At 66.1% G+C, this 13001-nt stretch carries 15 protein-coding genes and 2 tRNA genes; 5 read left to right on the top strand and 12 right to left on the bottom strand.

Going from position 1 to position 13001, the window contains the following annotated elements; genetic code table 11:
* Positions 1-37 precede the first annotated feature (37 nt).
* The 6 genes from clpX to AC1VNH_RS01110 all read right to left on the bottom strand — a co-directional run bounded on the left by clpX (position 38) and on the right by AC1VNH_RS01110 (position 4964).
* Complete coding sequence (gene clpX, locus AC1VNH_RS01135; RefSeq protein ID WP_483109525.1) at positions 38-1306, bottom strand: ATP-dependent Clp protease ATP-binding subunit ClpX; 1269 nt, start codon at positions 1304-1306, stop codon at positions 38-40.
* Between the two features lie 145 nt (positions 1307-1451).
* A complete protein-coding gene (locus AC1VNH_RS01130) occupies positions 1452-2129 on the bottom strand; it encodes an ATP-dependent Clp protease proteolytic subunit (protein ID WP_137416780.1) in 678 nt (225 codons plus the stop codon).
* Between the two features lie 28 nt (positions 2130-2157).
* On the bottom strand, positions 2158-2742 hold the full coding sequence (locus AC1VNH_RS01125; RefSeq protein WP_137416779.1) for an ATP-dependent Clp protease proteolytic subunit: 585 nt from the start codon (positions 2740-2742) through the stop codon (positions 2158-2160).
* A 33-nt stretch (positions 2743-2775) separates the two neighbouring features.
* Complete coding sequence (locus tag AC1VNH_RS01120) at positions 2776-3309, bottom strand: tetratricopeptide repeat protein (RefSeq protein ID WP_483109524.1); 534 nt, start codon at positions 3307-3309, stop codon at positions 2776-2778.
* Between the two features lie 65 nt (positions 3310-3374).
* Positions 3375-4823: a trigger factor gene (gene tig / locus AC1VNH_RS01115; RefSeq protein WP_483109523.1), complete on the bottom strand. Its 1449-nt coding sequence runs from the start codon at positions 4821-4823 to the stop codon at positions 3375-3377.
* 67 nt (positions 4824-4890) lie between these two features.
* Positions 4891-4964: transfer RNA gene (locus tag AC1VNH_RS01110), tRNA-Pro, on the bottom strand.
* 123 nt (positions 4965-5087) lie between these two features.
* Between AC1VNH_RS01110 and AC1VNH_RS01105 the strand changes: the two genes are divergently transcribed.
* A tRNA-Gly gene (locus AC1VNH_RS01105) sits at positions 5088-5158 on the top strand.
* Positions 5159-5678: 520 nt separating this feature from the next.
* Complete coding sequence (locus AC1VNH_RS01100; protein WP_483109522.1) at positions 5679-6722, top strand: site-specific integrase; 1044 nt, start codon at positions 5679-5681, stop codon at positions 6720-6722.
* Here the strand turns inward: AC1VNH_RS01100 and AC1VNH_RS01095 are convergent.
* Both AC1VNH_RS01095 and AC1VNH_RS01090 read right to left on the bottom strand, forming a co-directional pair.
* Positions 6719-7135, bottom strand: coding sequence for a hypothetical protein (locus AC1VNH_RS01095; RefSeq protein WP_483109521.1), 417 nt, complete (start codon positions 7133-7135; stop codon positions 6719-6721). The genes AC1VNH_RS01100 and AC1VNH_RS01095 overlap by 4 nt on opposite strands.
* A complete protein-coding gene (locus AC1VNH_RS01090; protein WP_483109520.1) occupies positions 7135-7608 on the bottom strand; it encodes a Panacea domain-containing protein in 474 nt (157 codons plus the stop codon). Before AC1VNH_RS01090 ends, AC1VNH_RS01095 begins: the two co-directional genes overlap by 1 nt.
* A 239-nt stretch (positions 7609-7847) precedes the next feature.
* Between AC1VNH_RS01090 and AC1VNH_RS01085 the strand changes: the two genes are divergently transcribed.
* Positions 7848-8651 carry a hypothetical protein gene (locus AC1VNH_RS01085; RefSeq protein WP_483109519.1) on the top strand — a complete coding sequence of 268 codons (804 nt, stop codon included), beginning with the start codon at positions 7848-7850 and terminating at the stop codon, positions 8649-8651.
* 6 nt (positions 8652-8657) lie between these two features.
* Here AC1VNH_RS01085 and AC1VNH_RS01080 read toward each other — a convergent pair whose 3' ends face one another.
* The 3 genes from AC1VNH_RS01080 to AC1VNH_RS01070 form a co-directional block, all read right to left on the bottom strand.
* Positions 8658-9167, bottom strand: a complete 510-nt coding sequence (locus tag AC1VNH_RS01080) for a hypothetical protein (RefSeq protein ID WP_483109518.1) — start codon at positions 9165-9167, stop codon at positions 8658-8660.
* Between the two features lie 107 nt (positions 9168-9274).
* A complete protein-coding gene (locus AC1VNH_RS01075) occupies positions 9275-9481 on the bottom strand; it encodes a hypothetical protein (protein ID WP_483109517.1) in 207 nt (68 codons plus the stop codon).
* A 90-nt stretch (positions 9482-9571) separates the two neighbouring features.
* Positions 9572-9997 (bottom strand): hypothetical protein, encoded by a 426-nt coding sequence (locus AC1VNH_RS01070; protein WP_483109516.1) that lies wholly within the window; start codon positions 9995-9997, stop codon positions 9572-9574.
* A 63-nt stretch (positions 9998-10060) separates the two neighbouring features.
* Between AC1VNH_RS01070 and AC1VNH_RS01065 the strand changes: the two genes are divergently transcribed.
* Positions 10061-10549, top strand: coding sequence for a hypothetical protein (locus AC1VNH_RS01065; protein ID WP_483109515.1), 489 nt, complete (start codon positions 10061-10063; stop codon positions 10547-10549).
* 482 nt (positions 10550-11031) lie between these two features.
* Here the strand turns inward: AC1VNH_RS01065 and AC1VNH_RS01060 are convergent, their stop codons facing one another.
* Positions 11032-11223 (bottom strand): hypothetical protein, encoded by a 192-nt coding sequence (locus AC1VNH_RS01060; RefSeq protein ID WP_483109514.1) that lies wholly within the window; start codon positions 11221-11223, stop codon positions 11032-11034.
* Between the two features lie 173 nt (positions 11224-11396).
* Here AC1VNH_RS01060 and AC1VNH_RS01055 point away from each other — a divergent pair, with 173 nt between their 5' ends.
* Positions 11397-12770 carry an HNH endonuclease signature motif containing protein gene (locus AC1VNH_RS01055; RefSeq protein ID WP_483109513.1) on the top strand — a complete coding sequence of 458 codons (1374 nt, stop codon included), beginning with the start codon at positions 11397-11399 and terminating at the stop codon, positions 12768-12770.
* The last annotated feature ends 231 nt before the right edge of the window (positions 12771-13001 follow it).

Raw genomic sequence — 13001 nt, 5'->3', positions numbered from 1 at the left:
TTGCGTTCGGGTGTGGACAGAGGCAGGACGCTGACCCTCAGGCGGTCTTGCGCTTCTGGCGCAGCACCAAAGTGGGTGCCGCGCCGTCCTCGACCGCCGCGCGGGTGACGACGACCTTCGCGACGTCCTCGCTGGAGGGGATTTCGAACATGATCGGACCGAGCACATCTTCGAGGATCGCGCGGAGGCCGCGGGCGCCGGTCTTGCGAGAGACGGCCAGCTCGGCGATCGCCTCGAGGGCGTCACGTTCGAAGTCCAGCTCCACATCGTCGAGCTCGAACATGCGCTGGTACTGCTTCACGAGGGCATTCTTCGGCTCGGTCAGGATCTCCATGAGAGCCTCGCGGTCGAGCGGTGAGACTGCCGCGACGACGGGAAGTCGGCCGATGAACTCGGGAATCAGGCCGAACTTGTGCAGGTCTTCGGGCAGCACCTCACTGAAGAGGTCGGGTCCGTCGTCCTTGCGCTGCAGCGGCGCGCCGAAGCCGACACCGTGCTTGCCGACACGGGCCGAGATGATCTCCTCGAGCCCCGCGAAGGCACCGGCCACGATGAACAGCACATTCGTCGTGTCAATCTGGATGAACTCCTGATGCGGGTGCTTGCGCCCGCCCTGCGGCGGAACCGAGGCGACCGTGCCCTCGAGGATCTTCAGCAGCGCCTGCTGCACACCCTCGCCCGAGACATCACGGGTGATGGAGGGGTTCTCGGCCTTGCGGGCGATCTTGTCGACCTCGTCGATGTAGATGATCCCGGTCTCGGCACGTTTCGTGTCGAAGTCGGCGGCCTGCAGCAGCTTGAGAAGGATGTTCTCGACGTCTTCGCCCACGTAACCCGCTTCGGTCAGGGCTGTGGCATCGGCGACGGCGAAGGGCACGTTGAGACGCTTGGCGAGCGTCTGGGCGAGGTACGTCTTGCCGCATCCGGTCGGGCCGAGCATCAGGATGTTGCTCTTGGCGATCTCGACCTCATCGGCTCGCTGGTCGGCCGAGATGATCGTTCCCTGGGCGCGCACGCGCTTGTAGTGGTTGTAGACCGCGACGGACAGGGCGCGCTTGGCCTGCTCCTGCCCCACGACGTAATCCTCGAGGAACGAGAAGATCTCGCGCGGCTTCGGCAGATCGAACTCGGCCACCTCGTCGGAGGTCTGCTCGGCCATGCGCTCTTCGATGATCTCGTTGCACAGCTCGACGCACTCGTCGCAGATGTACACACCAGGGCCAGCGATGAGCTGCTGCACCTGCTTCTGGCTCTTGCCGCAGAAGGAGCACTTGAACAGGTCGGCGCTCTCACCGATTCGTGCCATGATGCCTCTCTTCCCCCGGATAGCTGCGCGGTACATCGAGCCTAACCGGAGTCGAGGACAACGGTCGTATTGCGCGTCAGGATGTGTGCAGACACGACGACGCCCCGATCCTCGTTCGGACCGGGGCGTCGCCTCTGACACGATGTCAGCTCGTGAGGGCCGCGGGCGTGCGCTTGCGCGTGGTCAGCACCTGGTCGACCAGGCCGTACTCGACGGCGGTCTCGGCGGAGAGGATCTTGTCGCGGTCGATGTCGCGGTTGACCTCCTCCTTGGTGCGGTGCGAGTGCTTCGCGAGGGTCTCCTCGAGCCAGGTGCGCATCCGGAGGATCTCCGCCGCCTGGATCTCGATGTCGGAGGCCTGGCCGTGGCCCGCCTCACCCATCGCGGGCTGGTGGATCAGGATGCGGGCGTTCGGCAGCGCCAGTCGCTTGCCGGGCGCGCCGGCGGCGAGCAGCACGGCCGCGGCCGAGGCGGCCTGACCGAGCACGACGGTCTGGATCTGCGGCGACACGTACTGCATCGTGTCGTAGATCGCCGTCATGGCCGTGAACGAGCCGCCGGGCGAGTTGATGTACATGATGATGTCGCGGTCGGGGTCCTGGGACTCGAGCACGAGCAGCTGGGCCATCACGTCATCCGCGGACGCGTCGTCGACCTGGACACCCAGGAAGATGACGCGGTCCTCGAACAGCTTGTTGTACGGATCCTGGCGCTTGTAGCCGTAGGCCGTGCGCTCTTCGAACTGGGGCAGCACGTAGCGGCTCGACGGCATCTGCAGTCCCTGCGGCGTGTGGGCCGCGGCGCCGAAAGTGGGGATGTTCATTCGGGTTCTCTCTTCTCGCCGTCGCTCGTCAGTTCGCCGTGCCGCCGCCGCCGACGACGTCGGTCGCGGACTCGCGGATGTGGTCGACGAAACCGTACTCGAGCGCTTCGTCGGCCGTGAACCAGCGGTCACGGTCGCCGTCCTCGTTGATCTGCTCGACGGACTTGCCCGTCTGCGCCGCCGTGATCTCCGCTAGGCGGTTCTTCATCGACACGATGAGCTGAGCCTGGGTCTGGATGTCGCTGGCGGTACCGCCGAATCCGCCGTGCGGCTGGTGGAGCAGCACGCGAGCGTTCGGCGTGATGTAGCGCTTGCCCTTGGTGCCGGCGGTCAGCAGCAGCTGACCCATCGAGGCCGCCATGCCGATGCCGACGGTGACGATGTCGTTGGGCACGAACTGCATGGTGTCGTAGATGGCCATGCCGGCCGTGATCGACCCACCGGGCGAGTTGATGTAGAGGTAGATGTCCTTCTGCGAGTCCTCGGCGGCGAGCAGCAGGATCTTCGCGCAGATCTCGTTGGCGTTCTCATCCCGCACCTCGGATCCGAGCCAGATGATGCGGTCCTTCAGCAGCCTGTCGAAGACGCTTGTCGCGACAAGGGGGTCGGCCATGTTCACTCCTGTTCGGTGATCGTGAGAACGAATCTACCGGCGCGCTTCGGACCCCTCGCCCGTGTTCGCCGTCGGCATACGCTCCGGCGCATGAACGAGTTCAGCGGCGTATCCGCGCACGGATCGCTGGTAACGCGGAAGGTGCGGAGCCAGCGCTTCGAGCACGATCGCGAGACCCTCGCGTTCCCGATGCGACGACGCCAGCGCGAGCGCGTAGAAGGCTGCGGCCGCATCCCTCATACCGCCCGCTTCGACCCTGCGGTACTCGTTCTCCAGCATGACGAGGCTCTCGTCGAGCTTGCCGAGGTTGCGGATGGTGCTCGCGAGCTGGATGACGGCCCGCGTGCGCCGTTCGGGGTCGAGCCCCGCAGCCAGCGCGGCGCGGTACAGCGGTTCGGCCTCGCTCTCGCGACCTGCGGAGTCGTAGGCGCCGGCGCGCTCGAACAGGGCGACGGCGTCTCCGGCGTCGCACTCGCTCGCCAGACGCTCGATCTCGTCGATGCGGGCCTCGTCGCTGAGCGACTCGTCGTCCCACACGGCGTCGACGCGTGTCTGCCAGTCGGTCATGATTCCTCTCCTCCGGGACGACGAAGGGCGGATGCTTCCGCATCCGCCCTTCGTACTGACGCGTCTTACTCGGCGTCGGCCTTCTTGGCCGGGGCCTTCTTCGCGGCGGGCTTCTTGGCGGCTGCCTTCTTCGCGGGCTTGGCCTCTTCCGCGGCAACCTCGTCCTCGGCGTCCGCGGCGGCGTCGGCGATCTCCTCTGCCTCCTCGACGACGTCGGCCTCAGCGGCCGGCTCGTCCTCGACGGCGATGAAGCCGGTGAGGTCGACGGGCTTGCCGTCGGTGTCGACGACGTTCACACGGCCGAGCGCGATCGCAAGGGCCTTGTTGCGGGCGACCTCGCCGATCAGGGCCGGCAGCTGGTTGCCCTGCTGCAGCGCGTTCACGAAGTCCTGCGGAGCCATGCCGTACTGCGCGGCCGACTGGATCAGGTACTGGGTCAGCTCGTCCTGCGAGACCTGCACGTTCGCCTCTTCGGCGATCTTGTCGAGCAGCACCTGCGTGCGGAACTGTTTCTCGCTCGCCTCGGTGACCTCGGCACGGTGCTCGTCGTCCTCGAGGCGACCCTCGCCCTCGAGGTGGGCGTGGACCTCGTCCTCGACGAGCTTCGGCGGCACGGGGATGTCGACCTTCTCGAGCAGGACCTCGACGAGCTTGTCGCGCGCGGCGGCGCCCTGCGTGAAGTTCGACTGCTGTGCGACACGCTCGGAGAGGCTCGCGCGCAGCTCGTCGATCGTGTCGAACTCGCTCGCCATCTGGGCGAAGTCGTCGTCGGCGTCGGGCAGCTCGCGCTCCTTGACGGCCTTGACGCTGACCGAGACCTCGGCCTCTTCGCCTGCGTGGTCGCCGCCGACCAGCTTCGAGCGGAAGGTGGTGTCCTCACCGGCGGTGAGAGACTCGATGGCCTCGTCGATGCCCTCGAGCAGCTCGCCCGAGCCGACCTCGTAGGAGACGCCCTCGGCGCGATCGATCTCGTTGCCGTCGATCGTGGCGACGAGGTCGAGCTCGACGAAGTCGCCCTTCGCGGCGGGACGCTCGACCGTGACGAGCGTGCCGAAGCGCGCGCGGAGGTTGTCGAGCTCGGCGTCGATGGCCGCTTCATCCGTGGCCACGGCGTCAACGGTGATCTCGAGGCCCTCGTAGGCGGGCAGCTCGAAGTCGGGGCGCACGTCGACCTCGACGGTGACCTTCAGGTCGCCGGAGAAGTCGCTGACCTCGGGGAGGGCGACGATGTCGGCCTCGGGACGGCCCACGACGCGCAGACCCTGCTCGGCGACCGCTTCGCGGTAGAACCCGTCGAGGCCCTCGTTGACGGCGTGCTCGAGCACGGCACCGCGCCCGATGCGCTGATCGATGATCGGTGCCGGGACCTTGCCCTTGCGGAAGCCGGGGATCTGGACGTCCTGAGCGATGTGCTCGTACGCGTGAGCGATCGAGGGCTTGAGCTCCTCGGGCGAGACCGAGATCTCGAGCTTCACCCGGGTCGGGGTGAGCTTCTCGACGGTGCTAGTGACCATGCCTGTTGTTCTCCTCTGTTCCGCGCCAACGCACGGTGGCTGAAGGTCTGGGGTCTTGGGGGCCGTGTCGGGGCGACAGGATTTGAACCTGCGGCCTCCCGCTCCCAAAGCGGGCGCTCTACCAAGCTGAGCTACGCCCCGGGCGGGCGGGCACGCGAACGTGCACCGGATTCGGCCCCGAGAAGTCTAGCCGACGCTGCCCGCGCGTCGAATCGACGTTGAGAACTCAGCTATGCTTGCTGAGGTTGCGGCCGATGCCGCTCCGGGGATGTAGCTCAATGGTAGAGCCTCAGTCTTCCAAACTGATTACGCGGGTTCGATTCCCGTCATCCCCTCCGATAAGCGCGAAGGCCCGGCTCGTCCGGGCCTTCACGCTTATGTCGTGTGGTGACGGGAATCGAAAGCAGGCGAAGCCTGCGTCTGGGCCCACGCCGCCAGAGGCTCCGCGCGCGGCGCAGCCGCGTGTGGAGAGGCGGTGGGGACAATCGGGCCCACGCCGCAGAGGCTCCGCGCGTCGCGCAGCGGCGTGTGGAGAGGCGGTGGGAACCGTCATCCCCTCCACATAGAAGTCTTGGTTAGGCCTTGTTTCTCGAAGGCTTCAGTCCTCTCCTCGCCGGAGCCTATCGGGCCGTGGCCAATCCGTGGGCAATCATCCACGGGGATGCCACCCTTTCTCAGCACTCGCTCTCCGGCGTACCACGGTCATGGAGAAGAGCCGGGACATGCCCAAACGGGCGCACGGACAAGGGTCAGTCATCGCTCGCGGAGACGGCTTTCGTCTCCGCTGGAGCACCCCCGACGGACAGCGCGGATCGAAGGTGGCCCGAGGAGTTAATAAAGAAGCAGGCGGAGTTGATGCTCCGCAGCATCCTCAGCGACCTCGAGAAGGGCGAGTACCACGACGAGCGAAAGGGCAACGTCCGCTTCGACGAGCTCTCCAAGCAGTGGCTGGAGTGGAAGGAGCCCCAGGTTACCGTCGGCACGTACCGCAACTACCCCAGCCTCCTCAAGACCACACTCCTGCCGACGTTCGGGTCCAAGAAGCTGAATCAGATCACGAAGCGCACCGTGGATATCTGGTGGGCGAAGCACAGCTCCAACCCGGTGAACAGACGGAACGCGTACTACCTGTTGCGGGGCATCCTGAAGCAGGCGGTGAAGTGGGATCTCCTCGCCGTCGTCCCGATCGACATCGAGAAGGCAGGCGCCGACGCGTCCACTATCCGGCCGGACTGGACCATGGCCGACTTCGACGCCGTGCTGGCCCACGTGGAGCCCTTCTACAGGCCAGCTCTGGAAGTGATGTTCGCGGGTCACTACCGGCTTGGTGAGCTGGTCGCGCTCAATGGTTCGGACGTGCGCCACGGAATGGTGTCCTCGACGCGGCAGCGCACGGCACAGGGCCTCACCACCAACACGAAGACGAAGCAACACAAAACGATCAAGTTGATGGAGCGCGGCCGGGTTGCTCTGGCCTCGACGCCAAAGGTAATCGGGGACGCTCCCCTGTACCCGGGTGAGCGATCTCACCAGATGCCGCGCGCCAGCCTTCAGCGGGCCTGGAACGCCGCGTGCGAGGCCGCACGTTACTCCAACTTCCATATCCACGACATCCGGCACATCAGCCTCTCGCTAGTGGCTGAGATCGGCGAGGACCGGAAGGTGATCCAGCAGCGCGCGGGGGCACGCGTCGGTGACCTCGACGGATCGCTATATTCACACGTCCAAGAAGCAGCATGCGGCTGCGGTGGATCGCCTCGACGCTTACGCCGCCCTACTCGGGCGCGCCTGAGCGCTTCCAAACCACTGTCAGTGCTCCGACAGCGGGTCACGGCGCCGACCGTACGTCGATCGCCGTGGGCCTGCGCTGCGGTTCTCCGGAGCCCGTGCCGCGGCTAATCGTGGTCGTAAACCTCGCCGAACTGGCGCTCGATCGCAAGGATATGGAACGTCGCGTTGCTCCGGACTCCGACCATTGGGAGCATGCCGCAGTAACGGAATACGTGGACCTTGGCCGTGTCTTCGAATGCGCTAGGCATGTTGAACTTCAACTTCTCGACAGGGAGAAGCTCGAACCCCTGTTTGTGCCGTCCCGACAGCTTCAGTTGTGACCACGAGAGGGCAGCCAGCTCCTGGAGGCGCTCGGCGAACGCGGACCGCTGATCCTTTGTGAGGTCGGGGTTCTTGACGTCGTGTGGTGTCCGAATGTGCTCCAGGCAGAAGATCGGCCGCAGCTTGTCAGAGGACGCGGGTTCATCTACCGGGAGCTCTTTCGCAGCGAACTGCGGCCTGCCCTTGGGTTTGCCCGCCATCAGACGGGAACGGCGCCGCTGTACAGGCCTCGGAAGTACGCGAACATGCTCTCCGTCGTTATCTCAGTTCCCCGCTCGTCTGGCGCGAACGCGTTGCGCCACGGCGCCTCACTGTGAGTCATCTCACGGAGCTTCCAAGCGGAGCGAGAGCCGAAGGTGATCCAGATCGAGGCGAGAAACTCGTTGAGTTGCTGCGGGACAGCGTCAAAGTCGAAATCGGTGTCAGCCGGGATCGGCGAGGATCCGAAGCTCTTGTACTGGTGGTAGACGTCCGGAACTACGGGGCCGTGCTCCCACGCCTCCACGCGGTTCGTAAACAGCGGCGTTCCGTCCGTCTGCGCGAGGAAATGGCCCTGCGCGTAATACAGGAGCTTCTGGAGCTTCAGGTTCGACAGGACGCCCTCGTCATCAAGACCCGAGTACGCGACGAACCATCGCGCGACCTGTCGCGCGTCCATGCTGTCTTGCGTCATGCTTCCACCCCCTTCCGCGGCACGCTATCAGCTCCGGTTAGCTGGAACGCAGCATTAAGTATGGCGATTCCCTCCGACATCGGCCCCTCTGCGCACGCCGACGCGGCGCGGGCCGCCCGCCCCGGGTGAGGCCTTCGAGGTCGCGGCGGCGTTCCCGGCAGCGGTCAGCGATACATACGCTCCGGTCCTCAGCCGCTATACATGGACTGCGCGGGAGTGCTCCGCGGAGAGGATCGTTCATGACCGACGAGCTGACGGCTTTCTGGAGCGCGATCGCTCAGCTCATCCCCGTTCTTGCGATTCCGCTGGTCATCGAGGCCCGAACGCTAGCCCGACGGATCAGCTCCAACGCTGATGAGTTCAAGCGGCGATCGCTGCGGGTCCGGTGGGGACTCACGTACATCGTGCTCGGCGGGGCGATGGCATCAGTCGAGTTCACGGCTCTCGCCTGCCTTGCCTTCAGGGAGAGCCTGGAGTGGCAGGTGTACTACGCCCTGGTCGTGATGCTTCTCGCGTTCTACGTTGTCTTCTCGATCCCCGTGACAGCAATCGGCGAAGCTATGACGCGCGATGCCACATGGATCATGGCGATCCGCGCACCGTGGGGGAAAGTCAAACGAGGTCGCCGAAAAGCCCGCCGCCTGCTCGCCAAAGTGATCCGATCTCGCCAGACCGCAGAACGCCAGATGGACCAGTTCCGCCCCATGCTGGACACGATCTCCGGCCGCCCCGACGCCGATCAGGTACTGCGGGGGATACACGCCCAGAACGTCGCGAAGGCTCAGATGCGCACGAGCGAGGGGCGTCAGGCTCGTCGACTAATCGCCGACACCCAGCTTGTGTTCGGGCCTGACACCCCGCCGAGCGTGCAGGCGCTAAGGGAGTTCATCGAGGGAGCCATTACGGTCTACGACCAACACGAAAAGGAAGCCCGAGAGTTCATCGCGCGGTACGACGACATGATCCTCCGAGGCGCCCCAAAGGAGGCGGTCGAGGCGCTTAGGCTCCAGACATCAGCGCTTGGACAAGCCTTCCCCAGCTAGCGAGTCTCAGTCCTTCACCTTGAGGGCTCTGCGTGCGGCGTCACGAAATGCGACCTCGGCCTCGCCTAGCGCCTCATCGTCTTCAGCCTCGTATGCGGCCTGCATGTCCATGTAGGCGTTCGACACCTCAGCGGGTCCCAGAATGGCGATTGGCGCCAGACCCTCAGCCACGGTTGTGTACAGCTCGTCGGCTTGATCCAGGAGCGCCCGCACACGTGGGTCGTTCTCGTCCTTGCCCTCACGCTCGACTATCTTCATCACTTTCGAGCGGTTGAGATCGAATCCTTTGGTGATGGCGAAGGCCTTCGTGATCGCGTCGAATCGCCGCTCGCGCAACCAACGCGAGTGCTCGCGTCGCGACTGAATCCAGGCACCCAGGAGGCCCACGAGAGCGGTCACGATCACGCCGCCGAAGATCGATAGAAGAGCCAGCGCCGTCGGGTCGATGACGACTGCCTGCGCGGCGCCCGACGTGGGACTCGGGGACGCGAAGGGAGTGACGTCAGCGAGGCTCACGACGCCGATCCTATGGGCATGCTCGGAAGAGAGTTCGTGCGGCGAAGCACATTCGCATGAACTAGGTCCCGGCGAGAGCGTCGTTCTCGGGAGCGCGAGGAAGCGTTTTAGGTCGGGTTCTCGTCGTCATCGAGCCGGACCATGTCGAGGTCGCCGCCCCCGGGGAGGCGAACACCGACGACCTCGTAATCGCCGCGCTCGATCGCTGTCACGAGGGCGTCTTCCCAAGCACGTAGACCGGCCGAACTGTTCTCAACGGTGAGGATGCTCGGCGCGTTCACGCGGATCTGCCGGATCGGCTTGAAGTCGCTCATGGTCACACCTCGGGGTCAGAGTGTCGCGATCGACCGCTCTGCGGCGCAGAATCGGCGACCAGCCCAGAGTTTCAAGCTCTGGTTGAGGGTTCAGGCGGAGCTGAGTTCCGTTTCGATCTGCGAGAGGCGACGGTCGATGCCATCGCGCTCGGCGGTCAGGGTAGCGATGTTCGAGGAGATCGCCTGAGTGCGCAGGTGATCGCCATAGGTACTGGCGATCCCGCGCCAGTACTCCTGAGTCGACAACTCAGACTCGATCGTCTGACGCCTGGCGTTCAGCTCGTCTCGCTGGTTCTCCAGACCGTGGCGCTTCACGTCACGTTCGTGCTGCGCTTCGCGCCGCTCTTCAGGCGTGGCCCCGAGGAGCACATACACGGCACCCACGACAGCGAACACAATCCCAGCGATGAAAACGAGCCACGCAAACACGGGGGCTTCGAGCGCCGCAGGTACGGAGGCGAGGGCCGCGACAGCGAGGCCCGTTCCCACGAGCCAAAGTCCGATCGTCCGCCGCACGGGTGTCAGGTTATCGGCTCGTTCGCGCTAACCCTGGAGCGGACCGGACCATATGATCACGCCATGAACATGGGCGATGTAGTCGGGCTCATCGGAGGCGTGGCGGCGATCGCGGGCGCCGGGGTAGCGATCTGGCAGGCAATCGACGCTCGACGAGCCCGCGATGAGGCGAGGAAGTCCAGCGCCGACGCCGCTGCGCTCGCCGCAGACTCGAACGCCGCGTGGCAACGCATCGCCGCCGCCCAGGAGGTGGTGGCCCAGGCGCACCGACCGAAGGCCTGGGGAGTGCCGAAGCACGGTACGGGTGATCTGTGGACTATTCGGCACACCTCCGAACGTTCGATCTATGTCGAGCGGATCGACGTTAAGCCGGAGGGCGCGGCTCAGTCGCTCCTGGAGATTGACGGCGAGCTGCCGCGACTTCTCCGAGCTGGGGAGCTACTGGAGTTCATGGCGCGCGCGAGGTATTCGCTGTCGATTCGAACCATCACCATCGTGTGCAGGTTCAAGGGGGACGACAAGACGCATGACTCATCCCGCACTCTGAGCTGAGTCACCCACACGAGCGTGGCCAATCGCCTCTCCAGGATCTCTCTAGAGGGCGATCGGTCAGTCTTCCAAACTGATTACGCGGGTTCGATTCCCGTCATCCCCTCCGATGCAGAGAGCGGTCCGGTTTATTCGGGCCGCTCTCTGCATCTATCGGCTGAGCGAATCGAACCCTTGGGTGGGCCCACGCCGCCAGAGGCTCCACGCGCGGCGCAGCCGCGCGTGGAGGAGGCGGTGGGGACGATTCCCGTCATCCCCTCCAACGAAGAACGCGGTTCGGCTTGCCCGGACCGCGCTCTTCGTTTCTCGGTGCTGCGGGAATCGAAAGCAGGCGAAGCCTGCGTCTTCGATTGGGCCCACGCCGCCAGAGGCTCCGCGCGCGGCGCAGCCGCGGGTGGAGAGGCGGTGGGGACCGTCATCCCCACCACAGGACATACACGCTTCAGCCCAGCCCCGGCTCGCTCGCCGGCTGGAGGTGCGCCCGACTACATCCGGTGCCCGGCGCGACCAGCGTCGATCTGACGCTGGATGTCGGCGCGCGCGCGTGACAGCTCGGGATTTGCCTGGCTCGCGCCCCGGAGCCGACCGCGACGCAACATCATCAAGGTGGCGATCAGCGCAACCGCTAGCACGGCGAGTCCCGATCCGGACATGGCAGCGATCAATCCCGCGCTCATACTTTCCACCCTCGCAGAGTTGTTTCGTAGGCGCGACCCCCTCCCCGGCGATGTCTGAGGTCGGTGCCACACTGATGTCAGGTAGGAAACTCCCGGTGAGAAGCTCATTCACCGACTCTGTTTCCGAGGCGGAACAGGTCGCATGAGAGCGCACCTCGACGATATGCGGGCACATGCGAGACGATGGAATGATCGGCTTCAGCGACGCGGATGCGGCGGCGCTGGCCGAGGCCGTCGACACGGTGCGCAAGGCCGACGCCGACATCGCTGCGGCGCAGGCTCGCCGAATGAAGGCGCTCGCTGACGCCGAACATCTCGCGCGTCGATTGGCTTCCGGTTCGCGCGCGAACGTCCGCGTGCACGACATGGCCCAGCGCGCCGTCGCCTCCGAAATCAGCGCGGCGACCCGCCTCGCCGACAGAACCCTGCAGCGGCAGATGAGCGCGGCGGCCGAGCTCGTCGACGACTATCCGCTGACGCACGCGGCCCTCGCCGCGGGCCGCATCCAACTGAGCCACGCGCGCGTGATCGTCGACGCCGGAGCGAACCTCCCCCGCGACCGTCGAGCGGCATTCGAGCTGGGCGCGCTGACGATCTGCGAGACCGAGACGGTGGGTCGCGCGCGCTCGCGGGTGGAGATCCTCGCTGAGCGGCAGCATCCAACCACTCTCACCGAGCGCCACGTCACCGCGCGCGAGGATCGACGTGTGTTCACGACACCGCTCCCCCACGGAATGAGCGAGATCGTTTCGATCCAGCCTGCCGTCATCGCCGATGCGATCCACGACCGCCTCACCCGACAGGCCCAGACCCTGATCGATCTCCGCCGGCAGGCCGCTGACCGGGCCAACGCAGCGCGCCGCGCCGGAGACGAGCCGGATGGCGGCGACCTCCTGCTCGCGAGCGACACCCGCACGACAGATCAGATCCGCGCCGACCTTCTCGCAGACATGCTCCTCACGACGCAGCCGGGCGCCGACCCGACACGCGACGACGACGGCCCAGGCGCCCTCGGCGCGATCCGCGCACACGTACAGGTCGTCGTCCCGGTCGGCGCGCCCACGGGCCGCGACGCCCAAGTGGGCGAGCTCGTCGGCCACGGCCCGATCGACGCCGAAACCGCCCGCGCACTCGCCGGCGGCTCGTGCACCGGTTGGGACCGCATCCTCACCCACGCTGCATCCGGTCAGGTCGTGGCCGTCGACAGGCGGAGCGTGCCGCCCGCGCTGCGGCGCACCGTCCACGCCCGCGATCGGCACTGCCGATTCCCCGGATGCCGCGTTCCCGCCATCCGATGCGAGATCGACCACGTGCGCGACTGGGCACGCGGTGGACCGACGCACCTCGACAACCTGCAGTGTCTGTGCCAACGACATCACTCGATGAAGCAGTTCACGGCATGGCGCGTCCGACAGTTGCCCGGCGGTGTCATCGAGTGGACCTCGCCGCTGGGCGCCACCTACATCGACGACCCGCCGCCGCCCGTGCAGTTCATGGAGTCGCCCGAAGACCCAGGCGACGACGGAGCCGAGCAGGCGCCCTTCTAGCCCGGCGCGCGCCGCCGTCAGACCCGCACGCGATCGCAGTCCGCGAGCCGATAGCGTCGGCCGTCAGTGACTGCTGAGAACACGCCGCAGCGTCCACATACGCGCGCCACCCCTCCATGTCGCCGAGACACGACAACCCCGGAACACCTGACCGTCGGGCGCGCGAAGAAGCACCCGTTCCTCCACGCAGCCGCCGGATGCGGGCAACGGAGCGCCCGCCGCACTGCGGAG

It is taken from the genome of Microbacterium sp. KU4F, assembly GCF_056868075.1.
Note: the sequence above shows the minus strand (reverse complement) of the source record. Positions and strands in the feature narration are given on the sequence as shown.

Bases quoted from the DNA above. Each gene is read 5' to 3' on its own strand.
- clpX (WP_483109525.1), bottom strand. From the start codon at position 1,306: ATGGCACGAATCGGTGAGAGCGCCGACCTGTTCAAGTGCTCCTTCTGC.
- AC1VNH_RS01130 (WP_137416780.1), bottom strand. From the start codon at position 2,129: ATGAACATCCCCACTTTCGGCGCCGCGGCCCACACGCCGCAGGGACTG.
- AC1VNH_RS01125 (WP_137416779.1), bottom strand. From the start codon at position 2,742: ATGGCCGACCCCCTTGTCGCGACAAGCGTCTTCGACAGGCTGCTGAAG.
- AC1VNH_RS01120 (WP_483109524.1), bottom strand. From the start codon at position 3,309: ATGACCGACTGGCAGACACGCGTCGACGCCGTGTGGGACGACGAGTCG.
- tig (WP_483109523.1), bottom strand. From the start codon at position 4,823: ATGGTCACTAGCACCGTCGAGAAGCTCACCCCGACCCGGGTGAAGCTC.
- AC1VNH_RS01100 (WP_483109522.1), top strand. From the start codon at position 5,679: ATGCTCCGCAGCATCCTCAGCGACCTCGAGAAGGGCGAGTACCACGAC.
- AC1VNH_RS01095 (WP_483109521.1), bottom strand. From the start codon at position 7,135: ATGGCGGGCAAACCCAAGGGCAGGCCGCAGTTCGCTGCGAAAGAGCTC.
- AC1VNH_RS01090 (WP_483109520.1), bottom strand. From the start codon at position 7,608: ATGACGCAAGACAGCATGGACGCGCGACAGGTCGCGCGATGGTTCGTC.
- AC1VNH_RS01085 (WP_483109519.1), top strand. From the start codon at position 7,848: ATGACCGACGAGCTGACGGCTTTCTGGAGCGCGATCGCTCAGCTCATC.
- AC1VNH_RS01075 (WP_483109517.1), bottom strand. From the start codon at position 9,481: ATGAGCGACTTCAAGCCGATCCGGCAGATCCGCGTGAACGCGCCGAGC.
- AC1VNH_RS01065 (WP_483109515.1), top strand. From the start codon at position 10,061: ATGAACATGGGCGATGTAGTCGGGCTCATCGGAGGCGTGGCGGCGATC.
- AC1VNH_RS01060 (WP_483109514.1), bottom strand. From the start codon at position 11,223: ATGAGCGCGGGATTGATCGCTGCCATGTCCGGATCGGGACTCGCCGTG.
- AC1VNH_RS01055 (WP_483109513.1), top strand. From the start codon at position 11,397: ATGCGAGACGATGGAATGATCGGCTTCAGCGACGCGGATGCGGCGGCG.